The organism is Pseudomonas sp. OIL-1, from assembly GCF_010669185.1.
Lineage (GTDB): Bacteria > Pseudomonadota > Gammaproteobacteria > Pseudomonadales > Pseudomonadaceae > Halopseudomonas > Halopseudomonas profundi.
On record NZ_CP048629.1, the window covers coordinates 3,148,033 to 3,172,369 of the forward strand.

25 protein-coding genes are annotated in these 24,337 nt (G+C 57.9%); 15 read left to right on the plus strand and 10 right to left on the minus strand.

The window, feature by feature from the left end:
* Positions 1-289 precede the first annotated feature (289 nt).
* The 3 genes from G3M63_RS14590 to ytfE are packed head-to-tail and all read right to left on the minus strand — an operon-like array spanning position 290 to position 2,456.
* Entirely contained in the window at positions 290-1,465 is a 1,176-nt protein-coding gene (locus G3M63_RS14590) for an NnrS family protein (protein ID WP_163983597.1), read from the minus strand.
* A gap of 48 nt (positions 1,466-1,513) precedes the next feature.
* Positions 1,514-1,732, minus strand: coding sequence for a hypothetical protein (locus G3M63_RS14595; RefSeq protein WP_163983598.1), 219 nt, complete (start codon positions 1,730-1,732; stop codon positions 1,514-1,516).
* Positions 1,733-1,742: 10 nt separating this feature from the next.
* Positions 1,743-2,456: an iron-sulfur cluster repair protein YtfE gene (ytfE, locus tag G3M63_RS14600; RefSeq protein WP_163983599.1), complete on the minus strand. Its 714-nt coding sequence runs from the start codon at positions 2,454-2,456 to the stop codon at positions 1,743-1,745.
* A 159-nt stretch (positions 2,457-2,615) separates the two neighbouring features.
* Between ytfE and norR the strand changes: the two genes are divergently transcribed.
* From norR to G3M63_RS14620, 4 genes are all read left to right on the plus strand, one after another.
* A complete protein-coding gene (norR, locus tag G3M63_RS14605) occupies positions 2,616-4,154 on the plus strand; it encodes a nitric oxide reductase transcriptional regulator NorR (protein WP_163983600.1) in 1,539 nt (512 codons plus the stop codon).
* Positions 4,155-4,708: 554 nt separating this feature from the next.
* The gene (gene ccoN, locus G3M63_RS14610) at positions 4,709-6,145 is read left to right on the plus strand and encodes a cytochrome-c oxidase, cbb3-type subunit I (RefSeq protein ID WP_150301615.1); all 1,437 of its coding nucleotides are present in this window, start codon (positions 4,709-4,711) and stop codon (positions 6,143-6,145) included.
* Entirely contained in the window at positions 6,145-6,375 is a 231-nt protein-coding gene (locus G3M63_RS14615) for a hypothetical protein (protein ID WP_256669835.1), read from the plus strand. The genes ccoN and G3M63_RS14615 overlap by 1 nt, the downstream gene beginning before the upstream one ends.
* Before the next feature lie 75 nt (positions 6,376-6,450).
* Entirely contained in the window at positions 6,451-7,584 is a 1,134-nt protein-coding gene (locus G3M63_RS14620; protein ID WP_163983601.1) for a CBS domain-containing protein, read from the plus strand.
* Between the two features lie 35 nt (positions 7,585-7,619).
* Here the strand turns inward: G3M63_RS14620 and G3M63_RS14625 are convergent, their stop codons facing one another.
* Together G3M63_RS14625 and G3M63_RS14630 are read right to left on the minus strand one after the other, a co-directional pair.
* Positions 7,620-8,483: a LysR family transcriptional regulator gene (locus G3M63_RS14625; protein ID WP_163983602.1), complete on the minus strand. Its 864-nt coding sequence runs from the start codon at positions 8,481-8,483 to the stop codon at positions 7,620-7,622.
* 568 nt (positions 8,484-9,051) lie between these two features.
* Positions 9,052-9,921: a carboxylate/amino acid/amine transporter gene (locus G3M63_RS14630; RefSeq protein ID WP_163983603.1), complete on the minus strand. Its 870-nt coding sequence runs from the start codon at positions 9,919-9,921 to the stop codon at positions 9,052-9,054.
* A 177-nt stretch (positions 9,922-10,098) separates the two neighbouring features.
* Here G3M63_RS14630 and G3M63_RS14635 point away from each other — a divergent pair, with 177 nt between their 5' ends.
* Complete coding sequence (locus G3M63_RS14635; RefSeq protein ID WP_163983604.1) at positions 10,099-10,974, plus strand: YihY/virulence factor BrkB family protein; 876 nt, start codon at positions 10,099-10,101, stop codon at positions 10,972-10,974.
* 149 nt (positions 10,975-11,123) lie between these two features.
* On the opposite strand, the gene G3M63_RS14640 is transcribed toward G3M63_RS14635, so the two are convergent.
* Complete coding sequence (locus G3M63_RS14640; RefSeq protein WP_150301610.1) at positions 11,124-11,894, minus strand: OmpA family protein; 771 nt, start codon at positions 11,892-11,894, stop codon at positions 11,124-11,126.
* Positions 11,895-11,932: 38 nt separating this feature from the next.
* A complete protein-coding gene (locus tag G3M63_RS14645) occupies positions 11,933-12,322 on the minus strand; it encodes a DUF4398 domain-containing protein (protein WP_150301609.1) in 390 nt (129 codons plus the stop codon).
* A 300-nt stretch (positions 12,323-12,622) separates the two neighbouring features.
* On the opposite strand from G3M63_RS14645, the gene gorA reads away from it, so the two are divergent.
* Positions 12,623-13,987, plus strand: coding sequence for a glutathione-disulfide reductase (gorA, locus tag G3M63_RS14650; protein WP_163983605.1), 1,365 nt, complete (start codon positions 12,623-12,625; stop codon positions 13,985-13,987).
* Positions 13,988-14,087: 100 nt separating this feature from the next.
* Positions 14,088-14,708: a trimeric intracellular cation channel family protein gene (locus G3M63_RS14655; protein ID WP_163983606.1), complete on the plus strand. Its 621-nt coding sequence runs from the start codon at positions 14,088-14,090 to the stop codon at positions 14,706-14,708.
* Between the two features lie 25 nt (positions 14,709-14,733).
* On the opposite strand, the gene G3M63_RS14660 is transcribed toward G3M63_RS14655, so the two are convergent.
* Positions 14,734-15,228, minus strand: a complete 495-nt coding sequence (locus G3M63_RS14660) for a copper chaperone PCu(A)C (RefSeq protein WP_163983607.1) — start codon at positions 15,226-15,228, stop codon at positions 14,734-14,736.
* 287 nt (positions 15,229-15,515) lie between these two features.
* On the opposite strand from G3M63_RS14660, the gene G3M63_RS14665 reads away from it, so the two are divergent.
* Positions 15,516-15,875 (plus strand): PilZ domain-containing protein, encoded by a 360-nt coding sequence (locus tag G3M63_RS14665; protein ID WP_150301605.1) that lies wholly within the window; start codon positions 15,516-15,518, stop codon positions 15,873-15,875.
* A gap of 71 nt (positions 15,876-15,946) precedes the next feature.
* Here the strand turns inward: G3M63_RS14665 and G3M63_RS14670 are convergent, their stop codons facing one another.
* A complete protein-coding gene (locus G3M63_RS14670; RefSeq protein ID WP_163983608.1) occupies positions 15,947-16,183 on the minus strand; it encodes a hypothetical protein in 237 nt (78 codons plus the stop codon).
* A gap of 175 nt (positions 16,184-16,358) precedes the next feature.
* Between G3M63_RS14670 and G3M63_RS14675 the strand changes: the two genes are divergently transcribed.
* The 7 genes from G3M63_RS14675 (at position 16,359) to G3M63_RS14705 (ending at position 23,796) form a co-directional block, all read left to right on the plus strand.
* A complete protein-coding gene (locus G3M63_RS14675; RefSeq protein WP_150301604.1) occupies positions 16,359-16,574 on the plus strand; it encodes a dodecin in 216 nt (71 codons plus the stop codon).
* A 277-nt stretch (positions 16,575-16,851) separates the two neighbouring features.
* Positions 16,852-17,274, plus strand: a complete 423-nt coding sequence (locus G3M63_RS14680; protein WP_163983609.1) for a CBS domain-containing protein — start codon at positions 16,852-16,854, stop codon at positions 17,272-17,274.
* A 42-nt stretch (positions 17,275-17,316) separates the two neighbouring features.
* Positions 17,317-18,186, plus strand: coding sequence for a D-hexose-6-phosphate mutarotase (locus tag G3M63_RS14685; RefSeq protein ID WP_163983610.1), 870 nt, complete (start codon positions 17,317-17,319; stop codon positions 18,184-18,186).
* Positions 18,187-18,204: 18 nt separating this feature from the next.
* On the plus strand, positions 18,205-18,801 hold the full coding sequence (locus tag G3M63_RS14690) for an exopolysaccharide biosynthesis protein (protein ID WP_150301601.1): 597 nt from the start codon (positions 18,205-18,207) through the stop codon (positions 18,799-18,801).
* Between the two features lie 1,040 nt (positions 18,802-19,841).
* Complete coding sequence (locus tag G3M63_RS14695) at positions 19,842-21,134, plus strand: site-specific integrase (RefSeq protein ID WP_178101000.1); 1,293 nt, start codon at positions 19,842-19,844, stop codon at positions 21,132-21,134.
* Positions 21,135-21,296: 162 nt separating this feature from the next.
* Positions 21,297-22,748 carry a vitamin K epoxide reductase family protein gene (locus G3M63_RS14700; RefSeq protein WP_256669836.1) on the plus strand — a complete coding sequence of 484 codons (1,452 nt, stop codon included), beginning with the start codon at positions 21,297-21,299 and terminating at the stop codon, positions 22,746-22,748.
* A 43-nt stretch (positions 22,749-22,791) separates the two neighbouring features.
* Positions 22,792-23,796, plus strand: coding sequence for an SDR family oxidoreductase (locus tag G3M63_RS14705; RefSeq protein WP_163983611.1), 1,005 nt, complete (start codon positions 22,792-22,794; stop codon positions 23,794-23,796).
* A 34-nt stretch (positions 23,797-23,830) separates the two neighbouring features.
* Here G3M63_RS14705 and tpx read toward each other — a convergent pair whose 3' ends face one another.
* Positions 23,831-24,331, minus strand: a complete 501-nt coding sequence (gene tpx / locus G3M63_RS14710; RefSeq protein ID WP_163983612.1) for a thiol peroxidase — start codon at positions 24,329-24,331, stop codon at positions 23,831-23,833.
* Positions 24,332-24,337 lie beyond the last annotated feature (6 nt).

Here is a 24,337-nt window from a genome sequence, read left to right on the forward strand (position 1 = left end):
AACCACCATAAAAAACAGTACGGCATAGCCGATAATTTTCATGGAGCTGACTAAGCGTTGCATAGAACCCCCGGCGCTTTAGTTGAGTCACGTGCTTTAGTGATAGCAGCGAACCGGGGTAGGGGCAAATTCAGGCGGGGGAAATAAAGAGGTATTGATTGGCCGCGAGACGCAGTTTAGAGGGGGCAGTTCAGGATAAGGATCCGGAAGTAGCAGAAAGTCGACCCGGATAGTTGCTGTTCAGGCACGAACCGGGCGTCCGGAAGCCGGACGCCCGCGAGCATATTCACTAACCCGGTCGGCCATCAGGACGGGGCTTGCACAGCAGAGGCGCGTAGTACCAGAGGTAGAGAGCAAACGCGAGGCTCCAGCAGAGCACGGCGAGCCAGAATCCGGCCAGGGCAGACCATTCGATCAGCCAGACCCGCGCCGGAACCGCCACGCTGAGCAGAATGAAAGCGAGATTCATGTAGCTCGGCGGTTGTAGCGGCCGGCCAGTGTGCCCGAGCGTTACGCGGGCCAGCATGGCGAGAATAAGGCCGGACATCCCGCCGATGGCGAGCAGATGGGTCGCCTGGCTCAGGCCGATTTCCCAACCCGCATGCCACATTGCCATCGCCAACAGCGCCGCGGCCATCCAGGCGTAGGCTACGTGCAACGACCACAGCAGTGGCACACGCCATATGCCCGGATCGTACCAACGCACCAGGCGTACAATCTGTCCTGCTGCCACCAGCAGATACAGCGGTATCTGCCAGGCGCTGGCTGCCAGCCCCCAGCCGCTGAGCATCAGCGCTGCTATAAGGACGCTGCCCACGAGAAGCGCTGTATCCAGCCAGGGCAGGGCAGGCGATGCCGCAGGCAGACTCAGGCCTCGCTGGGTGAAAAATGGAATGACCCGCCCGCCAATCACCGACATGAGCGCAGCCACCAGCCACAGGGCGCCGAAGACGCCGCGCCGCTGCAGAGAATCATCTGCGGTCTGAATGCCGATCATTGCGCACAGGTTGCACAGCGCGAGGAGTCCGAGCACCACCAGAATGGGAAAATTTCGATACTGACGGACCTTCCACAGATTCCAGCCGAAGGCGATGGCAACCGCCGGAAGAAAAGCCAACTCCAGGGGCAGCAGAAGCCACATGGGCGCGTTGACCAACCAGGCCAGGCGTGCCGCCAACCATAGTCCTGCCAGCAACACCAGAGGCTTGCCACTCAGTCCAGGCACGCCTGTCCAGTTCTGCACGGCGGTCAACAGAAACCCGGCCACAATGGCTACCGAAAAGCCGAACAACATTTCGTGCCGATGCCAGGCTAGCCAGCCGCCAGAGGGCTGCCACTCCGGGAGATATCCCAGAAAGGCAGCGATCCACAGGGGGATGGCGAGCAAGGCATACGCAGCGCCGGCCAGGAAAAAAGGCCGGAAGCTCAACCCGAACAGGGCGATCGGTCTGCTACTGCTTTGCATAGTGTTCTCTCTTGCTCAATCAATGGTCATGCGTTCGTTCGGCAGGCATCAGCAGGTCCAGACATTGCGCTGGCGAAGCCGGGCTGCCTTGCCCGGCCTCGGACTGCGTGGTCCGGTGCCCTGCTTGTACTCGACACGACCGAAGCCATTCTGGCCAGCCGGTCGGCCGCTGCTCCTGCCGCTCTGGCCACTGTAGACGAAGCCAGCTGTAAAGCGATCAACCAGTCGCTGCCCAAAGGGCCGCGACGAGTCGGCATTACCGTCCATGGATCCTTCCTCACTTGCCAGAGCAGACAGAGCAGCAGCTATCTGCTGGAGCGTCGGCGAGACGCGGACTGAAGGCGAACAGAATATTGTTCTCCAGGTGAATGTGCTGCATCAGATCCTGGCGAAACTCATCAAGCCCGCGGTACAGCGCTTGCCAGGTGTTGCAGGCACCGACAGGTGCAGTAATGTCATTGGTAAGCCTCATCAGCTCGTCCAGTGACTCGCCGTGCTGGTCATGCTCGAAGCGCATGACGCTGACGGGACCTGCCGCTGCGTTCTGCTGGCCTTCAATCAGCATCGGAAACAGGATTTTTTCCTCTTTGAGCATGTGGCTCTCAAGTTCCTGCTGCATGGTGTCGAGGTGGTCAGCCAGACCGTTCGGGCAATTCGGACGCTGCCCATGCACCTGCTCGACGCGCCGAGCCAACCGGATGAGCTCAGGCAGTTGGTCCCTGTGGACATCGTGGTAGCGCTCAAGAATATGCTCGATCAATGCCGAGGGCTCAGCCTGCTGCCAATCGGTACCGGTTGAAGTATCCGCCTGCAGATTGCTCAGCTCGGCGCTGAGCGACTGGGCGTTGATCTGCTTGCGATGGGCTGCTTCGGCCAACGTAATATGCCCGTTGCAGCAGAAATCCAGCCGGTGTGCATGAAATACACGGGTTGCGCCTGGAATGGAGCGGGCCAGATCGCCCAGCGGAGTGTTCAGGTAATCAGGTGTCATGGCGATATCTCAATGGGAGAGTTGTTCGTTGCTCAATACACCGAGCAAGCGCTGTGCCATGTTTCAAGCATTTGAATTTCAATGAAAATTAGTATAAAAGGGTCGCTTGTACCCACTCTTCAAAGGGTAATAAAACCCTTGTAATGGTTAATTAAACCCATGATTGAACCCTTGATACTGCCTGACCTGGTGGCCGAGCTACCCGCAGCGGTGCGCATGCAGCGGCTGGTCCATGTGTTGCGCGAGCATTTCCAGTGCGGCGCCGTGGTTTTGCTACAACGATCCGAGGATTGCCTCAAGCCGCTCGCAGCTGCCGGCCTGGTACAGGAGGCGCTCGGACGCCGTTTCGAGATAGCCAGCCATCCACGGCTGGCGGCGCTGATATCGAGAAAGGAGCCAACCTGGTTCGATCCGGACAGCCCGTTACCCGACCCTTACGATGGCTTGCTTGACAGTTCACCTGGCGAGCCGCTGCCTGTGCACGATTGCATGGGCGTCAGTCTGTATGGTGAAGGGCGCCTGTGGGGGGTGTTGACCATGGATGCGCTGCGCGCCGGCACGTTCGACGAGGCGGCGAGACGCGAGTTGCAGGCACTGATTCCGCTGATCGAAGCCTGCGTGCGGGTCACGCGGCTGGAACAGGAAAACCGCACGCTGCGCCTTTCCAGAACCGGCGAGCAGCCCGGACTGCCGGCAATAGACGAGCACGTGCTTGGCCACAGTCCGATTATCACCGGGCTTCTCGAAGAGCTGAGCGTGGTGGCTGATTCCGAGCTTCCGGTGCTGTTGTCGGGTGAGACCGGTGTCGGCAAGGAGTTGTTCGCGCGCTGGGTGCACAGCAATTCGCGCCGCGCGGACAAGCCGCTGATTCATGTGAACTGCGCCGCCTTGCCAGAGACCTTGGCCGAAAGCGAACTGTTCGGCCACGTGAAGGGCGCATTTTCCGGTGCGATGACAGACCGGGGAGGGCGCTTTGACGCAGCGCACGGAGGAACCATCCTGCTGGATGAAGTCGGTGAGTTGCCGCTTTCCATTCAGGCCAAGCTTCTGCGTACGTTGCAGAATGGTGAGATACAACGAATCGGCGCAGACAAGCCGATCAAGGTCGATGTGCGTATCATTGCCGCCACCAACCGAAAGTTGGCTGAGTCCGTGGCGGCCGGAGATTTCCGAGCCGATCTCTATCATCGATTGTCGGTCTATCCGGTGCCGATCCCACCTCTGCGTGACCGGGGCAATGACATCCTGCTGCTGGCCGGGCACTTTCTTGAATTGAACCGAATCCGTCTGGGCGTGCGCAGTCTCCGTCTGTCCCCTGAAGCCGAGCAGGCGCTGCTCGGATATCAATGGCCGGGCAATGTTCGAGAACTCGAACATGTCATCAGCCGCGCCGCGCTCAAGGCGCTCGGTCGTAATGGTTCGCGCCAGGGCATTATCAGCCTCGAAGCGGCGCATCTGGATATCGCGTCCGCTGCTCAAGTCAACGAGCCGGTAGCTGATTCCCTTTCCGCTACGCCAGGCGATGGCGCAGGGGAGTTGGCGAGCCTCAGGCAGTTCACGGATGCCTGTCAACGTCAGCATCTTCGCGCGGCGCTGGAGCGTGCGAATGACAACTGGGCAGCTGCGGCGCGGATGCTCGATATAGATCCCAGTAACCTGCACAAGTTGGCGAAACGTCTGGGCCTGAAAGCAAGCTGAGCGCAGCCTGAACCCCGGCGGTGCAGCTGCCGCCGGGGCCTGGCGCGAAGTGCAGGGCAATCCTGCCGCCTATACTGTTTACTTTTGCCCTGGGGAGCCCAGGCCATCCCTGCCCATAGCATCGATCTGCTTCGATGCGACTTGATCTAAATCAAATATTATTGAACTCAACCACAATTTTTATTCGTTTGTGGTGAATCATTTCTGCGCCGACAATACCCGCCTTTCTGAAACAGCGCCTTGGCTGCGCTATTTCTAGGGTCTGTTGACGTTTCATCGCGGCCGCGACGAAGGCCCGTTTGGTGCAGAACAAGGCGCGAGGAGTGAAATTTGGTTGTTCCAAATGAGCGACGAGTAACGCAGTGCTGCGCTAAACGGGTCCCGTCCCTACGGGTTGCGTGGCAAATGACGCCATGCGGCGTTGCCGGACTTGGCAAGGGAACAACCATTACCTGCGTCCCGCGCCTTGCATGGCGTCATTTGACACAGCAACGCGGCTCGCGATGAAACGTCAACAGACCCTAGCTGTCTGCAACCAACTTCCAGGGAGATTTATGAGTCGTCCAGCCGAGCCAACCGCGACGTATAACTACCAGGTGGTCCGCCAGTTCACCATCGCAACGCTGTTATGGGGTGTGATCGGTATGACGACCGGTGCGTTTATCGCTGCTCAGCTGGTCTGGCCCACCCTGAACTTCGACCTGCCCTGGGTCAGCTTCGGCCGACTGCGGCCGATTCACACCAATCTGGTGATTTTTGCCTTCGGCGGCGGTGCGCTCTTCGCAACATCCTTCTACGTGGTGCAGCGCACCAGCCGCGTTCGGCTGATATCAGACCGGCTGGCTCAATTCGTATTCTGGGGTTGGCAACTGGCGCTGGTGGCGATCATAGCGACTTATCTGCTGGGTTACACAGCGAGCAAGGAATACGCTGAAATGATCTGGCCGATTGCGACCTGGATGACGCTGGTCTGGGCTGCCTACGCCTGGCTGTTTTTTGGCACCATTGCACGGCGTACGGTCAAGCATATCTATGTCGGCAACTGGTTTTACGGCGCCTTCATCATCGTCACCGGCATGGTTCATGTGATCAACCACATCTCGGTACCGATATCCTTGACGGAGGCGTACCCGGTCTATGCCGGCGCCACCGATGCGATGATCCAGTGGTGGTACGGACACAGTGTGGTCGGCTTTATTCTCTCGGTCGGCTTCCTGGGGATGATGTACTACTTCGTACCGAAGCGGGCAGAGCGGCCGATCTACTCGTACCGGCTATCCATCGTGCACTTCTGGGCCATCATCGCGCTGTACATCTGGGCGGGACCCCACCATCTTCATTACACAGCGTTACCGGACTGGGCGCAGTCTCTGGGCATGGTGATGTCGATCATTCTGCTTGCGCCGAGCTGGGGCGGGATGATCAACGGCATGATGACGCTGTCTGGCGCCTGGCACAAACTGCGCACCGATCCGGTCCTGCGGTTTTTGGTGGTCGCGCTAGCCTTCTACGGCATGTCCACCTTTGAAGGGCCGATGATGGCTATCAAGACGGTGAACGCCCTGTCCCATTACACCGACTGGACCATTGGTCACGTGCATGCCGGCGCACTTGGGTGGGTGGCAATGATCAGTATCGGCACTATTTATCACATGCTGCCGCAGCTGTACGGCCGCAAGGAGATGTACAGCGTCGGACTGATCAATGCGCATTTCTGGATGGCGACTATCGGCACCGTTTTGTACATCGTGGCCATGTGGGTGAACGGCATCACTCAGGGTCTGATGTGGCGAGCGGTCAATCTCGACGGCACCCTGACCTATTCCTTCGTCGAGGCGCTCTCGGCCAGCCACCCGGGTTACGTGGTGCGCCTGATCGGCGGCGGCACCTTCGCAGCCGGCATGCTGCTGATGGCAGCGAATTGCTGGCTGACCATTCGCCGCCCCACACCCGTGCAGGAAACCCTGCAGACTGCGCAGGCGGTCAACTGATGGCTGTGTTGATGCTGTTTTCTGTTGCGCTGCTCAGCGCACTGTGCCTGACACTGGTTCTTGGCGGTATGGACGAGGAGCGGATTGAACAGGCTGCGCTGATTCCCTTTGCCGATGACCCCGACGCCGCCGAGCAGCTGACGCTGGAGACAGGGCGGCGCTGCGAGAAGGTTGTCGAGCCGGTCGCGGAACCGTTGAAGCATGCTTCGGTCGCTTATCTGGATGCCTGAACTGCACTCTTTTTGATTCGCCTGGCTGGTTGCGTGCGTCTGGAATTGCGCGGCCAGCTCGTTTTCTGGAGTCCCATGTTGCAACAATTCTTTCTGCTGTCGGCGCGCGTCGCTGGATGGCTACCGCAAGCGATGATAACGCGGCCCGGTGAATGGCTGCGCTTATCGGTCGGCCTGGTGCTGGCGCTGGGAATCAGTGCCTGGCTTTGCCAGTTCCTGTTCGGACATGACATCGTTGTCGCGTTGACCGGCCCGCTGGCTGCGTCTGCAATTCTGCTGCTCGCGGTTCCGTCCGGCGCCCTGGCTCAACCATGGTCGCTGCTCGGCAGCTATCTCATCGCAGTGACTGTCGCGTCGGTACTGGCTACGGCATTCGGGGCAAGTATTGAAGTCGCTTGCCTGGCTGCGGGGCTGACTCTGCTGTTGATGTTCCCGCTACGCTGCTTGCATCCGCCGGGCGGTGCCATGGCGTTGGTGCTGGTTTTAGCGGGCAACTGGCTCGAAGGCCCGGGTTGGGCGCTGGTGCTGCCGGTGATGACTGCTGCGCTCAGCATGTCGGTTTGTACACTGGTGTTCAACCATTTGACCGGCGCCAGACATGCCAAAGCAACCGAGCCAGGCAACACCCATCGCACGCTGGATCCGGTCGCTGAGCGCAGAGTCGGTATCACCGATGAAGACCTGGATAGCGCTCTGGACGAATTCGGCGAGTTCGTCGATATCAACCGCGAAGATCTGCAACAGATCGTGCGCAGCACTGAGCGTTCGGCGATGCGCAGACATATGCGCGACACCTGCGCCGCCCAGGTCATGTCACGCGATGTGCTGTCGGTTACGCCGGAAACAAGCGTACTGCAGACGCTGCAGATGCTGCGTCACCACCATGTAAAGACCGTGCCGGTTATAGATCAGAACGGAGTGCTGGTGGGTATTGTCGGCCTGGGCGATCTGATGGGGCAGGTCGACGCCTCGCCCGGCAGGCTGTTTGCGGCGCGAATGAAAATCTGGCGCGATCAACCAGTAAGTAAATGGATGACCAGCCCGGTGATCAGCGCAGACAGCCGCACGCACATTGTTGACATGATTCCGTTGATGTCCCGACACGGGCTGCATTCGTTACCGATAATGGATGACGGCAAGCTTGTGGGGTTGGTTACCCAGACCGACCTGATCGCAGCGTTGCATCAGGATCTGTTGATGCATCTCTAGAACCCCGAACACGCAGGTGGCAGAGCAGGGCGCGACTAGAAGAATGTATCGCGACGTCGGGACCAGCCTCGATTGCTGTTGGTCACCTCTCGGAGCAGGCTGAACGCCCGATGCAGCGCGTCGGACTCCTGCCTGCGGGTATATACCAGATAGGTCGGAAAACTGAACTCGGGCGCCTGCGGCACGCGTTCGAGCACACCCTCGTCGAGATAGGACTGAACCACGCGGGTGCGAAAGTAGCCCGCGCCACCGTTCTCTATGATGTATTGCAAACCGAGCGGGCCCAGATTGAAGCTGACCGGAGCGCGAACGCGTTCTGGCAAGGCGGCATCGTGCAGCCGACGAAAGCTTTCGCCCCAGTCGATATACACATAGGGGTCGGGTTTTTCCGGAAGGCGCACCTGGATGAGCTTTTCTTCCAGTAACTCTTCCACCTGGAGTCCAGGCAGGTATTCGGGCTGGTAAACCAGGGCAGCGTCCAGCGTGCCATCCTCCACGCGCCGCATTAACTGGTGGGTTTCACCCATCTCCGCACGTACTGTGTGCGTCGGTATCTGCTCCCGCAACAATCCCACCCAATCCAGCATCAGCGGATTGCACAGACTCGGCTCCGCGCCGAGATTGAGAACGCTGCGATGCCCTTCAGGCAGGGGTAGATTGCGTTGCGCGGCATCCCAGGCCTGAACCATCTGATTGGCATGCACGACGAAGATTTCACCTTCAGCGGTCAGTCTGGCGCCGGAACGATTGCGTATGAACAATGTGCAGTTGAGCTGGGCTTCGAGGGACTGGATCCGTGCAGTCACGGCCGCCTGGGTCAAATGCAGACGCTCCGCGGCGGCGATGAAACTGCCGCCGCGAACGATTTCCAGGAAAGTACGTGCCAGTGCTGTGTCCACAGAGGATTCCGGTCAGTCGATAACGAGCCAGGCAGCTGTCCGGCGCTGCGATTGATAATTTCGCGCTACAGAGGTCGGCTGCGAACAGATCCACACAAGGTGCAGTTGGACTCGGCAGAGGCCAGCGCCGATTGCGGTGCGTCGCCATTGCACGCCTCGCATGGACGGCTTTCCGTCACCACCATGGCGGGTGTGCCGAGGAACCTGAAAAGTGCCCTGACGAGGCCGATCAAGCCCGCGAAGGTGGTGAGCGCAGCAAGAATGAATGCGAGTTTCTGGACTGGATCCGACGCAGCAACAGCGGCGCCTGCCTGTTCAGTATCAGTGCCAAGCAGTAGCATCCCGGCCGAGCCGGATACGGTCAGAAGAAGAGGGGCAGTGAATACCTGAGCGCACTGCTGAAGTCTGAGTCGATTGATAACTGGTCCTGCCCTGGTTGCTCGCCGAGCCGATCATAACACAGGATTTTCGACCAGGCCCGCGCTGCGCTTCACCTGTTCGGGTGGAACTTGTTTCCTTGCTGGTAGCCCTGAAGACCCCATTCCAGAGCATTCCACTGGAATAACTGTCAGCCGCGCGCGCCGCGCCATCGAGGCCAATACGCGTTTACCCAGAGGGAAATTCCGATGATTGACCCGCCGAGCAGGAGCCGTTGAAGGTCCGCCTCCTGGTTCCAGATGAGTAGATTGACGACAAGCCCGGCAGGGATCAGCGCGTTATTCATGATGCCCAAGGTGCCGGCGTCGACCTGCGTCGCACCCCGGTTCCAGAAGAAAAATCCCAGGCCCGAGGCGGCCAGACCCAGCCAACCCAGAACGCTCCATTGAACGGCATTGTGCGGCAGCTTTTGCGCATCACCCAGCAAGAACCAGGCGGGCAAGGCTACGACCAGGGCGCCAATAAAGAAGAATCCAAACCCGCTCCATTGCTGACGCACGTCGACCTGATGGTGTCGTACCAGATGGGCGTAGCCGATTTGCCCTGCGGCGAAGGTCATGTTTGCCAGCTGCAGTAACAGGAAGCCGCGAATATAACTATCACTGAGCCCGTCATAACGGATGACCGCCGCGCCCAGCACTGCAATCAGCGTTGCTACCACCGGGCCAATGCTGAACCGACGTTGTAGCAGGTTGTCGGCCAGGGCGACGTATAACGGCGTGAAAATAGTGAAGAGCAGCACCTCGGGTACGGTCAGCAACTCGAACGACAGATACAAACAGATGTAGGTCACGCCAAATTGCAACGCGCCGATCAGCAGCAAGCCGGGAATCATGCCTCGGGGTAGTTGCGCCGGGCGCAGAAACGGGAGAAACAATAACCCTGCCAGGATGATCCGTGTCAGTACGGAGAAATAGCTATCGACCTGACCGGCAAGATATTCGCCTATCAGGCTGAAGGAAACCGCCCACAACAGCGTGACGGCGATCAAGTTGAACATGCAGCCTTACTCCGTTACACAGCCAATGGTGCGGGCCGCATGGTAATCGCTGATTGCTCAAACGACAAACACGATGGCTCTGTCTCAGCCATTCCGGCCGGTCGCGGCTTAACCAAACCGAACTACCTACGCCGGGCGTCGTCAGAACTTCAACCACTCTGATTCGGGGACAATTGTATGGCGATCTTGAACACGGGCGACATTGGTTGGGGCACCCTGGCCAAGCGCACCCTGAAGGAATTCGGTGCGGATGACATGTCGTCGTACTCTGCGGCATTGGCATACCAGGCACTTTTCTCGATATTTCCTTTCATTCTGTTTTTGATGGCAATGCTTGGCTTCCTGCATCTGCCGCAGTTTTTCGACTGGTTGCGTTCGCAGGCAACGACAGTACTGCCTGAAACCGCAGCGGAGCAGATAAACCCGGTGATTGATCAGCTGCAATCGCAAAACGGCGGGTTACTGTCGTTCGGGATTCTGATCGCGCTCTGGACGTCATCCGCAGGGATGCGTTCGCTAATGAACGCAATGAACAAGGCCTATGATGTGACCGAGGCGCGTCCGACGTGGAAGGTTTTCCTGCTATCCATCGTTTACACCATCGGTATTGCCATCGTGCTGCTCGCTATAGCCGCCATGATGATCATGGGACCGCAGGTCATGGAATGGTTGGCCTCGCAGGTCGGCCTGCAAGATATCGTGGTGACCATATGGACCTGGGCGCGTTGGCCCGTCGCGATATTTCTGATGATGCTGGTGGTTGCGCTTCTCTATTACATCGCGCCGAACGTGGAACAGAGCTTCCGCTTCATCACGCCGGGGTCGGTGGTCGCGGTTATCGTCTGGATCGCCGCCTCTCTCGCTTTTGGCTATTACGTACAGAATTTCGGAAACTATGACGCGACCTACGGAAGCATCGGTGCGGTCATTGTATTGATGCTGTTCTTTTATATCTCCGCTGCGGTATTGCTGCTTGGCGCGGAAATAAACGCCGTGATCGAACACGCCGCACACGACGGCAAGAACAAAGGGGACAAGGAGCTGGATTCGTAAGGTGAATGAGCGACTGTTCTGCAACAGGCGCTACCCTGGAAGGGGCCGCGACCACGGGCCAAGCTGCATGAACAGCTCTGACACAAACGCCCACGTCCTTGGCGGACGTGGGCGTTTGTGTTGCGTGTATTACGCGGTACAGAGACGATCTAGCGTGACGGCACTTCCTGTTCGTCATGCGAGATGGTGACTTCAACCCTGCGATTCATTGCTCGGGATGCGGGAGTATCGTTGCTGGCCACCGGATGGGCCTTGCCCAGACCCACCGTGTCGATGCGGTCCGGTTCGACGCCTTCACGCACTAACGCATGACGCACCGAATCGGCGCGAGCCTGCGATAGCTGGAGGTTGTAGGCGTCCGAACCGGTGCTATCGGTAAAACCTTCGATCAGGATCTTGCGCTGCGGATTGTCGTTCAGGAATTCTGCCAGTGTGCGAATGGTCGAATTGGCAGCGGGTTTGAGATCCGCCTTGTTCACGTCAAACAATACGCTCTCAAATGTCACGACCGAGCCGCGCTCGGTTTCCTTGGCGTTGAGTTGTTCGCGGAGCTGTTCAATCTCCTTGTCGCGGGCTTTGAGTCGCGTTCGCGCGCGTTCTTCCGGTAGGCTTTCGTATGCCTCTTCAGCCGTACGCAAGACGATCGTCTGGCGCGCCAGCTCGGCTCGGCGGTCTGCCAGATAGGATAAATGGTCGACCTTGCTTTGGTCCGCGCCTTTATTGAGCGCCTTTTCAGCTTCCTCGAGCGTTGACACCGCATCCTGGGTTTCGATAGCGGCATACTGGCGGGCATCCGGATGGTTCTGCAGATCACTTACATTCTGCTGGGCTTTGTCGAAATTGGGGTTGGTCTGGGTCGCACACGCCGTTACCAGCAGGCTCACGGCGAAACAGGCGGGTAAAGCGAAATATTTACGCATGGCGCTACTCCTTGCAAAGCAAACAAATGGGCCGGGGTTCAATTGCTGCGGCGCAGGCTTTCTTCCCGCAATTCATTGGTGCCTTCCTCTGCCTGGCGCAGTGTATAACGCGCTTTTTCTGCCCGCGCCTTGCGCTCGGCTACCCGCGCGTCCCATTCGGCCTGTTCAGCCAGTCGTCTGGCCTTGTCATATTGTTCATCGAGGTTGGCCTGCTCGGCCTCGGACAGCTTTTCTCTTGCCTTGCGCAACTCCACTGGCGCGTACTCTGCGCCCTCGGCAGTATCCGCGTCGGTGACCGCCTGCTTGGCGACGGCAAGTTGCGTAGTGGGTGGTGGGGTGCCGGCACAACCCGCGAGGGTTACCGCAGCACCAAGCGTTACGGCAGCTAGCAGCCGCTTGGGGGCGTGCGAAAAGAAATGATCAGACATAGTCCCAACTCCAGAATTCAAGGTCTGTTGACCTTGCGGTTACGGATATACGATCTACGTCTCCGTCACTGGCTGCACCTCGTGCAGAGCCTGAAAAAGTGCTGGCTTGTGCGCTGTGGTTGCCCAGAATGGAGATTTCGCAGTTCCGGTACATACGCCAATTCGACAACGCATAGGCTGTAACTGTTCAGTTGCAGCGTTCCGTTTAGCGTCGGCACGACCGCTCCGCACAGAGCAAAGGGTGTCTCGCCCTGCGAATTGATCAGGTATGCTGATGCTTTTGCACAGCGGGAACAGAGCATGACGCAATACGATTTTGACCTTTTTGTTATCGGTGCGGGTTCCGGCGGGGTTCGGGCGAGTCGCATGGCGGCGGCGCTGGGCGCGCGGGTTGGCGTAGCGGAAGACCTTTATCTGGGCGGCACCTGCGTAAACGTCGGCTGCGTGCCCAAGAAGCTGTTTGCCTACGCCGCGCATTTCGCCGAGGACTTTGAAGATGCAGCCGGGTACGGCTGGGATCTGCAGCAGGCCGGGTTCACCTGGAGCCGTCTGCTGGAGAACAAGAACATTGAGATCACCCGCCTCAATGGGATCTACCGCAACCTGCTGGTTTCCGCCGGCGTGACCCTGGTCGACGGGCGCGCACGTTTCGTCGATTCGCATACGGTGATAGTTGGCGATACCACCTACAGCGCTGAACGTATTCTGATCGCTACCGGGGGCTGGCCACATATCCCCGAATTCCCGGGCAACGAGCACGTCATCAGTTCCAATGATGTGTTCTTTCTCAAGGAGCTGCCGCGGCGCACGCTTGTTGTCGGCGGCGGTTATATTGCCGTCGAGTTCGCCAGTATTTTCCACGGCCTCGGCTGCGAAACCAGTCTGCTGTACCGCGGCGATCTGTTCCTGCGTGGCTTTGACAAGGATGTGCGCGAGCATATGGCGCATACCTTTGAAGCCAAGGGGCTGGATGTACGTTTCAATGCTGATGTGGCGCAAATCGACCGGCAGGATGACGGCAGCCTGAAAGTAGCGCTCAAAAATGGTGAGACGCTGGAAACCGATCTGGTGCTCTACGCGACCGGGCGCCGTCCGAATCTGGCTGGGCTGGGCCTGGAAAATACTCAGGTCAAGCTCGATAACAACGGGTTTGTAGCGGTCGATGAGCTGTATCAGACAAGCGATCCGGCGGTCTTCGCCATCGGAGACGTTACCGACACCGTACAGCTGACGCCTGTGGCCCTCGCTGAAGGCATGGCGCTCGCCCGCCGTCTCTACAAACCGGATGAATACATCCCGGTCGATTACGACAATATCGCCACGGCAGTTTTCTGCATTCCCAATATCGCCACGCTCGGCATGACCGAAGAGCAGGCCAGGGCAGGGGGGCATCGTCTGAAAATCTACGAAAGCCGCTTCCGCGCCATGCGCAATACCCTGGCCGGCCGCGGGGAGCAAAGTTTCATGAAGCTCATTGTCGACAAGGATAGCGACCGCATACTGGGCATTCACATGATTGGTCCTGAAGCGGGCGAAATCCTCCAGGGACTTGCCGTTGCGGTAAAGGCCGGCGCGACCAAGGCGGTATTCGACGCAACGCTTGGGATCCATCCCACGGCCGCAGAAGAGTTTGTCACCATGCGTACCCCGACGCGGGAAGACTAGACTCTGGCAAAGGGCGTCGCGAGTCCGGTCAGGCCAACTCCTGGTTGCCATCCGGATCGCGACGCGTTCGGCGAATCCACTAATGTGCGGGGCCTGGCGGATGACATGGTTCTATGCATTTGACCTGTTCGGGGTCGCGGTCTTCGCGATCACCGGCGCGCTCATGGCTGGCAGAAAGTCGATGGATCTGCTGGGTGTGCTGGTCATTGCGATCATCACCGCACTGGGCGGCGGCACGTTGCGTGACGTCATTCTCGATCGTCACCCGGTGGTCTGGATCCGCGACGATAGCTACATTCTGGTGGCGATAGCTGCGGCGCTAGGCACCGTGGTGTGGGTGCGTCTGACCCGGCCTATCCATGAAACAGGTTTGCTGGTCGCCGACGCCTTTGGTCTTGCGGTATTCACGGTGATCGGTACGCAGGTAGCAATGGCCACGGAAGTCCCCCTGAGTGCTGCAGTGATCATGGGGGTCATGACCGGCGTAGCGGGGGGTGTGCTGCGCGATATCATCTGCAATGAAATTCCGCTGATTTTCCACAAGGAAATCTACGCCACGGCAAGCATTCTCGGCGCCTTGCTTTACACCACGCTTGCGCCGCTGAAGCTGCCGCCGGGCCTGGATGTGGCACTGGCAATGTCTTCGGTTCTGTTGATTCGGCTGGCCGCCATCCGTTGGCAGCTGCAGTTGCCGCGTTTTCATCTACTCGATCGTGACTGAACGCACCAATTGACCCAAGCGCTGCTCACTGTGCATGGTTGTGTGCGGGTTTGGCAGGCTTTTTCTTTGCTGCCGGCGCCTCTTTATGCACCGCCACCTCGACATCCACCGTCCCCGCTTGCTCAAAACGCAACGTCATGGGGAATTTCTCGCCATCAACCAGCGGCTGCTGAAGGTTGATCAACATGATGTGATAACCACCTGGCTCCAGCGTAACGCTCTCGCCTGCGTCAATACTGAGGTCGGCCGCCTTCTGCATCTTCATCAGACCTTCGGCATGGACGTGTTCATGCAGCTCCGCAGACTCGGCCGCAGGGGTCTCGATCCCCAGCAGGCGGTCGCCCGTCTCACCGTTGTTATCGATCCGAAAATAGGTCGCACCCGTTGTGGCCGTAGGAGGCATGGCGCGGGCCCAGGGGTGATCGATAAAAAGGCTTTCAGCCTGATAATCATGGGCAACGGCAGGGCCGGCCATACTTGCGGCAGCGACAAGCGGTAGGACGTATTTTTTGAGGTTCACTGGTGACTCCGGCAGCTTGGTTGATTATCCCAGAGTAGCGGGCCGACCAGCTGCTGCACAGTAGGTGCGACCTATTGAAGCTGCTCAGGACGATTTGAAGGCAACCATAAGGCGGGAAGGCTGCAATTGATTTTCGATAATGGCATATTGACATGTGACTCAGGTTCCAGCCTTTTATACCCGATCGATGAACTGTGATTGAGTTGACCTAAAAGCACAGCCGGGCGACTTCTAGCCCGCCCGCAAATACCGCAAACTCCCAAGCAAGTGCCAGCCAGGAGTCTGTGATGCATAACACAGTGGATGAGCAACAAATGAACGAAAGACGAAAACTGGAGCGTCACAGAGTGAGCAGCAGCCTTGAGGTCTATGATCTGAATACTGGCGATCTGTTGGGTCGAGTCGTCGACCTGCACATCGAAGGTCTTATGTTGTTAAGCGAGAAACCGATTGAGATGTTCAAGTCCTACGCGCTCCAGGTGAACCTGCCGATGACGCTAAACGGCATCACTGAATTCATGCTGGACGCCGAGAGCAAATGGCGTCGCGAGAGCATCGCAGGCGGCCAGTACTGGACCGGTCTTCAGTTCACCCACCTGCCTGACGACTCCCGCCACTGTATCGAGAAGATGGTCGCCAGCCGTTAGCATACGCCCCTTGCAGAACTTATAAACCCGCCTCGGTGCTGCCCACAGCACCGAACCTGGCCCGGCTAAATTCAGGGCTTTTTCACAAAAATGAAGCCATTGTCGGCCACGACAAAATGATAATCGTTCTCATTGACATAAATTATTGAGCGACTAGTATCTGTAAACCCAACGTTTACGGAGAATAACCATGGCAGCAGCAACACAAATGGCAGGTTCCTGCCGCCTCCTTCGTCAGGCCTGGCGCGCTTTGCAGCAACAAAGCTCCTTCCAGCCGCATACCGGGAGTGATCGTCGCGATAACGCAAGCAGTGACACTCCTCGCCAACGCTAAGTGGGCTTTCCCGGTACCGCTTGTTGCCGATGGGTACTAGGCAGGCGAGGGCAGCGCTACACCCCGGTACCGGGACAGCACCCTTGTGTTTGAACTAACAATCGCATCCTTTGCCATACAGATACGACAACCTGGAATTGGAGATTCGTATGTCAGATCACGTGTACAAGAGAGTGGAAATAGTTGGTTCCTCGACAACGAGTATCGACGACGCCATTCGTACGGCTATCGCTCAGTGCAGCAAGACCGTCCATAACGTGGAATGGTTTGAGGTTCAGGAGACGCGTGGCCATGTCGAAAATGGCCAGGTTGCGCACTTCCAGGTAGTGCTGAAGGTGGGTTTTCGTATCGACGCCAGCTCCTAATCCCCTCTCTCGGCATAGGCGTCCCATCCTGGGACGCCTGCACCTTATCGCTCATTCCCCGATTTTCTCCCGAACGCCAGCACCCCGACTGTAGCTCATCGAAAGAGTCCGCCGAGCGTTCGCTAGTGTTCACACCCGCCAAGCCTGATCCAGCTGGCCCCACCGGTTTCAAAGCAGTCACCCGGGTCTTGTCAGTCGCTGCAACTTTCCCGCGGGGCGCGAGTCACCAATAGGACACAGGGCTCAACCGATCCCATCGTCTGCAGGAGGACCTCCCATGCAAGTCAGTCAGGTAATGACCTCACGGCCTGAGTTCACCGATGCCGATACCAGCATTCGTGAGGTCGCACAAAGGATGCTTGAGCAGGAGAGTGGCTTTGTGCCGATTGCGGACGGTGAAACGCTGGTGGGCGTCATTACCGACCGCGATATGGCGCTGCGGACACTTGCGCACGGCAAGGCTGCAGATGACAAAATCAGCACCATCATGACCAGGGATATTCTGTTCTGCTATGAGCAGGACGAAATCAGCGACGTGCTACGCCAGATGCGCGAGAAGCAAGTCCAGCGCCTGGTTGTGCTGGATAATCCTAACGACAAGGATTTCATCGGCGTCGTATCGCTAAGCGATATAGCCGACAAGTGTGACAGCACCGAAATGGCCAAACGCGTCGTGGAGTGCTGCAAGCACTATCATTAACCTAACGGTTTCCAACAGGTTTCAGCTCAAAAAGGATCTTTCATGAACGTAGATGTGGCGGTTGCTTCCAAGGAAATCAGTGTCGTGCGCAACATACATGGCCGCAAATTTCTCGAGATCAACCATCCCGCCGTGCAGGCTCGGATAGCTCTGGAGGGCGCTCACATTGTGTCCTGCGTACCAGCCGGGGAAGAACCGTTATTGTGGATGAGCCCTGTTGATCCAGAAGAACCAGGCAAGCCACTACGAGGTGGTATTCCGATCTGTTGGCCGTGGTTCGCTGGAGAGCGGCCAGGACCCGCGCATGGCATAGCCCGTACCAGCCCCTGGATACTCACCGACACGAACAGCGCGCCCCATCAGCTGCGACTCCTGCTCGAACTGCCTGAAGAAACCATCGGCCAACAATTGCCTGACGAGAAGTGGCGACTGCAGGCGGAGTTCCTGCTGGGACAGAGCTTGTCGATAAACCTGACCACCTCCAACGTTGGTGACACACCACAGGTATTGAGCCAGGCGTTGCATACCTACCTGCCGGTACACAGCATTCATTCGACTCAGCTCTGGGGGCTGGAAGGTGCCTCGTATGTTGACCAGGTATCGGGCGTCGCGTCCAACATGCAGCACGGTGCCGTAACATTCTCAGGCGAGGTCGACCGAATCTACTACGATCATCCGTCACCGCTTCAGCTTGAGCATGGCGAGAGTCAGCGGGTCATGGTCTCGCGCGGCGGAAGTCAATCCGTGGTGGTATGGAACCCGTGGATTGATAAGAGCGCACGACTCAGTCAGTTTCCTGATGACGGCTATCTTGGAATGGTCTGCATTGAAGCCGCGAACGCAGGTCCGGACGCAAGGATTCTGGAACCAGGTGAATCCCATACACTGAGCACTGAAATCAAACGCGTCTAAGTGGGAGAGGGTGGAGATATGGCTAGCGACCTGACGACAATGCAAGAGCTCCTGGACCGTATAGCCGAAGCTGAGGACAGATCCGAGGGACAGCAAACTTCACTCGGATCTATCCTTGAAACGATCGGCCCACGTGCATTCGGTCCCTTGTTGCTTCTGGCCGGACTGATCACGCTGGTGCCAGTGATCGGTGGCATTCCCGGCGTGCCCACAGTGATGGGTACCATGGTAGTGCTCACTGCGGGTCAGCTACTGTTTGGACGTGAGAAGTTCTGGTTGCCGAAGATTCTGCTGAACCGTTCGATCGAACAGAACAAGCTTGACAAGGCCGTGCAACGAACCCGTCCTGCGGCACGGTTCATAGATCGACTGTTCAAGCCAAGACTGGAGATGCTCACCAAAGGGCCAGGGCTGTATATGATCGCCATTGCCTGTGTGTTGATCTCTCTGGCGCTCCCGGTTATGGAGCTGGTACCGTTCAGCGCGCTCAGCGCCGGCGCCGCATTGGCAATCTTTGGCATAGCTCTCATAGCCCGGGATGGACTGCTTGCGCTGATCGCCGTGATCGTTACGCTAATTACCCTTGGACTTGTCGCATCGTATTTTTTCCTTTGAGTCTCTCTTTCAGCACAAAAGCTCACAGTAGTACTTCATTGAGGACAGACGTGACCATCTGGTTGATCCATTAACCCTTTGGCTACTCAGGCCCACCCAATACGGTATTTAACATAATACAGATTATACGAACTTTATATTTGGGTGGTGCCGGAGTGATCAGGGCGCTTTATGCAGTGTGGATCACGGACCGGCTCTTGGACCGCCTCTTTTAGTCGGCGGTCATGCAAAGCGCTCAGATACATCTCAGTTATCGCATCAAGCTCTTCAGGTTCCAATGAGCTCAACCGTATGACCATTTCGCAGCAGCACAGCGTCCAGACACAATTTATTTCAGCCCTGGCTCAATGCCCGAGCAATGGTCCGACCAAGCGCTAGCAATACCAATAAGCGGCTATGACGGATGCTTCGTGCAGAACTCGGTTCCGGCGCAAACGCGATTCCAACTCGCCTATGCCTATGCCTATGCCTATGCCTATGCCTATGCCTACATTATTGGAGCTGCAAAAAGCTCCTGCCTCCGAGGAGATTTAGAATCTGGTGGCCGTGCACGCGCATTCTCGAAAGCTTGCGGTAGCCATCCCGCCGTTTAAGGCCAGATCTATTCTCGGGCCTCAAAACTTCATACGTACCAATCCAGAGTTCAGGGCCTGATTCGCACCTGGATTCCAATAAGAACACACACTGCTTTTTGCTCTCCACCAAACCGATTCCCGATCAAGGCCGCCGGTTGGCAGCATGGAGCAAGTGTTGAAAACAGGGATGTTTTCACCAAGCCCCCAGGGACGGGTTCACAGCGTCTTGCGCCATGCTGCCAACCGGTGGGCGACTTGCGCCAAACTTTAAGCAATTTGACTAATGACCAGACAAAACGAGAGTAATAACAGCCATCGAGTCATGAAAATCCTCAAACAGGGCCATACCCAGGCAGGAGAACCTATATGCAATATCCGATAACAGCTAGACCCGGATATTGCATATAAGCTCGTTAAGCCCCAGACTAGAGCCATCCATATCCAGATAACAGCCCAAACCCGCGAATGCCTAACTCTCCATCGCCAGTGTTCGAAACCTACGATCGATTCCTCGAATTGAATTTCAGCCAGGTCAGCCAAGAATTACCGGCCGTACGGGCCTATCTATCGGGTTTTCCGGATGAAGTCCGGGCTATTGAAGGCTACTCGGCGGTACGCGGGTTTCTTAAATCCTACTCCGGCAACGCCACGACTTATACATCGTACCGCACCCACGTCGAGCGCCTGCTGCTGTGGGCGCTGCTCATTGCGCAAAAGCCCTTGCTAGAGCTGCGCCGACGGGATGCCGAAGCCTTTATGGAGTTCTGTCTCAGACCGCCAGCCGACTGGGTCGGCCCCATGGTCAAATCGCGGTTTGTACGTATTGGTGGCCGCAAAAAACTCGATTCTGATCGTTACGAGGTCAACCAGGCCTGGCGCCCCTTCAGCGTTACCGTGCCCAAGCGCAACCGCCTGATGACAGACGCGAACAGTCAGGAGCTGGCCAGCCGGCCCTACAAGATGTCCCAGGGCTCGGTCGCTCAGGTATTCGCTGTGTGCGGCAGCTTTTTCCAGCACGCGATCGATGAAGGTCTTACTGAAGTGAATCCCTTTCGGGCCGTCAAACAGAAATCCATCTATAAACAGCGTAATACGCTTGATGTGGCTGGTCGGTCGCTGACACCCTTGCAATGGAATTATGTCATCGAGGTCGCGGAACAGATGGCTGACGAAGATGAAACCCACGAACGAACCCTATTCATTCTGACCACCCTGTTCTCCATGTACCTGCGCGTTTCCGATCTGGTCGGCCGCGATAACTGGGAGCCAACGATGGGTGATTTCCGCCGGGATACCGCAGGCAACTGGTGGTTCCACGTGGTGGGTAAAGGCAACAAGGCCGCGAAGATCAGCGTCCGTGACGATTTCATCGAAAACTACCTGGCCCGCTATCGCCGCCATCTCGGGTTGCCCGCCCTGCCCTCACCACACGAAAACCAACCGCTGCTCTCCACACTCAAGGGTCGCGGCGGGCTTTCTGATCGGCATTTACGGCTGTTGCTGCAGCAGGTGTTCGACCGCACGCTGGAAAGAATGGTCGCCGAAGGCTGGACTGACGACGAGGTCGATCATCTGCGTTCAGCCTCGTTGCATTGGTTGCGGCATACCTCCGCCACCTTCGACGCGCCGCGCCGGGACATGAAGGATCTGCAAGCGGATCTCAGACATAACAGCCTCAGTACCACCCAGAATACCTATTACAACTCGCTGGACGAGCAGCGCGCGCATTCGGTCAAGAATCTCCGTATCAAGGATTAGCACGGCAACTCCGTCGCGTCCCGCCCAGGCACCATAACAAGGCTTCAGAGCGCGTAGCTCTGCCGTACACAGCACCCGGTTGAGGGATTCCGGGGAACTGCTCGCCTGATCTCCCTGTCGGTTCAGATAGTAGATTCATTTCTTCGCCTGGAGCGCCTGCGTTTGGAACACCAGAGTGAATACTTGCGCCAGACCGCCATGAGCGGCGACCAAAGCATGCCCGAACATATGCAAATGATGGAACGACGCCGGCTGGCGACGCTCTGGTGTCATTTTGCGAACATGATGCTGGGCGTGTGGCTAGCGAGTTCGCCATTCATCTTCGGTTATTCGTCTATCCAACCTGACGATTTCGCTCTGGCGCGGCTGGCATCCGAGCGCGACCTGCCCGATGTCGCGACCCGCGCCATGCTCATGACATGGAATGACGTGATCAGTGGTCTGCTTATCGTCGTGCTATCGATTCTTTCATTGAAGCGGATGAGCTGGGCATTCTGGGCCAACACAACGATTGGCCTCTGGCTGATGTTCGCCCCGCTGGTGTTCTGGACACCGTCTCCGGCCAGCTACGGCAATGCGCTGCTGGTTGGTGGCCTGGTCATAGCATTCTCCACGCTTATACCCATGATGCCAGGCATGAGCATGTCAGGAATGATGCAAAAAGCTTCGGTGCCGCCAGGATGGGACTATAACCCCTCCACTTGGCTGCAACGGCTGCCCATCGCGGTGCTGGCAGTGATCGGCATCCTCCTGGCGCGGTATCTCGCGGGCTACCAGCTTGGCCACACCAGCTCTGCCTGGGATCCTTTTTTCGGCGATGGAACCGAGACGATTATCACCTCCGACATGTCCCGTGCCTGGCCGGTGTCCGATGCAGGCATCGGCGTCATGGCCTATATGATCGAGTTGCTGATGGCGGTCATGGGTGATGCCCGGCGCTGGCGCACCATGCCCTGGATGGTGGCAGCGTTTGGCGTAGTGGTCGTGCCGCTGGGAGCGGTGAGCATATTCTTTATCATCGCTCAGCCTATATTCATTAATACCTGGTGCACGCTATGTCTGCTGCAGGCGTTGGCCATGCTGATAATGATGCCGTACGCCCTGGACGAGCTGGTCGCAATGGGCCAGTTTCTCAAGGATGCTCGCCGGCGTGGCAAGCCGATCTGGAAGACTTTCTTCATGGGCGACGCGATGGACGGAGCGCGGCAGGACGATACGCCTGAATTCGAGGGTGCGTTATCCGAGATGGCCCTCAAAGGTGTTCGCGGCGTCAATCTGCCGGCTGGGCTCGCGGTGGTGTGTCTCCTCGGCGTTGCCCTCATGTGCACCCGGTTGTTGTTCGGTACCTCCGGCGAAATGGCCAGCAGCGACCATCTCATGGGCTCGCTGTTGATCACCGTGTCGGTACTGGCCATGGCCGAGGTAGCCCGCCCGCTGCGGATACTCAATCTGCCAATCGGCTTCTGGCTGGTATTGGCGCCTTGGCTGCTCGACGGGGCTTCGTTCTCCGCTTCAATAGCCAGTGTTGTGGCAGGTTTGCTGGTCATTGGTCTAAGCATTCCGCAGGGCCCGATCCGACACCGCTACGCAGGCTGGAATCAGCTATTGCGTTGAGCGTCATTCGCTCGGTATCCAGGCATCAATAAAAGGTAATGATATGAGCGATGAGCAACTCACCGTTGTGATCACTGGAAGCAATGCTGGGGTGGGACGCGCAACCGCCAAGGAGTTCGCCCGCGCCGGGTATCAGGTTGCGCTGCTCGCCCGCGGCGAACAGGGGCTGGAAGATACGCGTGCCGAGCTGGAATCCGGCGGTACGCGTGTCCTGGCAATTGCGGTGGATGTATCGGATGCAGCTGCGGTGGAAAGCGCGGCGGATCGGATCGAAGCAGAGCTCGGGCCGATCGATGTCTGGGTGAATGCTGCAATGGTTACGGTGTTCGGCAAAATCGCCGAGCTACCTGCCGAGGAAATCCGGCGTGTCAGTGAAGTCACTTATCTGGGCTGCGTGCACGGCACCCAGGCGGCATTGCGCCGCATGCAGCGGCGCGATCACGGCACCATCGTACAGGTTGGCTCCGCCCTCTCCTACCGCGCCATCCCCTTGCAGGCACCCTATTGTGCAGCCAAGTTTGCTGTGCGGGGATTCACAGACGCGCTGCGTTGCGAGTTGATTCACGAGAACAGCGCCATCCGTATCACCATGGTGCAACTTCCGGCTCATAACACGCCCCAATTCGACTGGGTCCGCAATCATATGCCCAAGCGGCCGCAACCGGTACCGCCGATCCATACGCCCGAGGTCGCCGCTCGGGCAATACTCCGTTCAGCCATCGATGCACCGCGGGAGTTGTGGCTGGGCAAGGCTTCGTTGCAGGCAATTCTGGGTAGCATGGTCATGCCAGGTGTGCTTGACAGGATGATGTCCAAGCAGGCATGGGACGGTCAGTTGACCGATGAAGACGAGGATCCAGCGCGCGAGGATAATCTCTTCTCGCCTGTTACCGAGAAAGGACTACATCGCACATCCGGGCGCTTTACCAGCGATGCGAAAGATCAGGCCTTGGGAGTGGGATCTGAAACCGTGCGCAAGCTGCTGCTTGGCACGGTTGTAGTGGTGGCCTTTGCCAGCGGCGCGGTCATCGCTCTGCTGGCGGGTTAGCTGACACGGGGTGAGCAGCTAACCCGCGTGGCGTTCAGGCCAGGCTATCGAGCGCAGCCTGATAATCCGGCTCGCTGCCGATTTCTGCAACCAGCTCGCTATGCAGAACCTTGTCCTGTTCGTCCAGTACCACTACCGCGCGTGCAGTCAGGCCTGCCATCGGACCGTTCTCGATCGCGACACCGTAGTCCTGCAGAAACTCGCCACCACGCAGGGTTGACAGCATGACCACGTTGTCCAGACCCTCAGCGCCGCAGAAACGCGCCTGGGCAAATGGGAGGTCAGCGGAAATACACAGCACCACAGTATTGTCCAGCTGGCTCGCCTTGCTGTTGAAGTTGCGTACGGAGGTGGCGCAGGTCGGCGTGTCAACGCTGGGGAAAACGTTCAGGATCTTGCGCTTGCCAGCAAGGCTGGACAATGTGGTATCAGACAGATCCTTGGCCACCAGGCTAAACGCCGGCGCACTGTCACCAAGTGCCGGAAATGTACCGCCAATGGTGATCGGGTTGCCTTTCAAAGTAACACTGGACATGAGAGC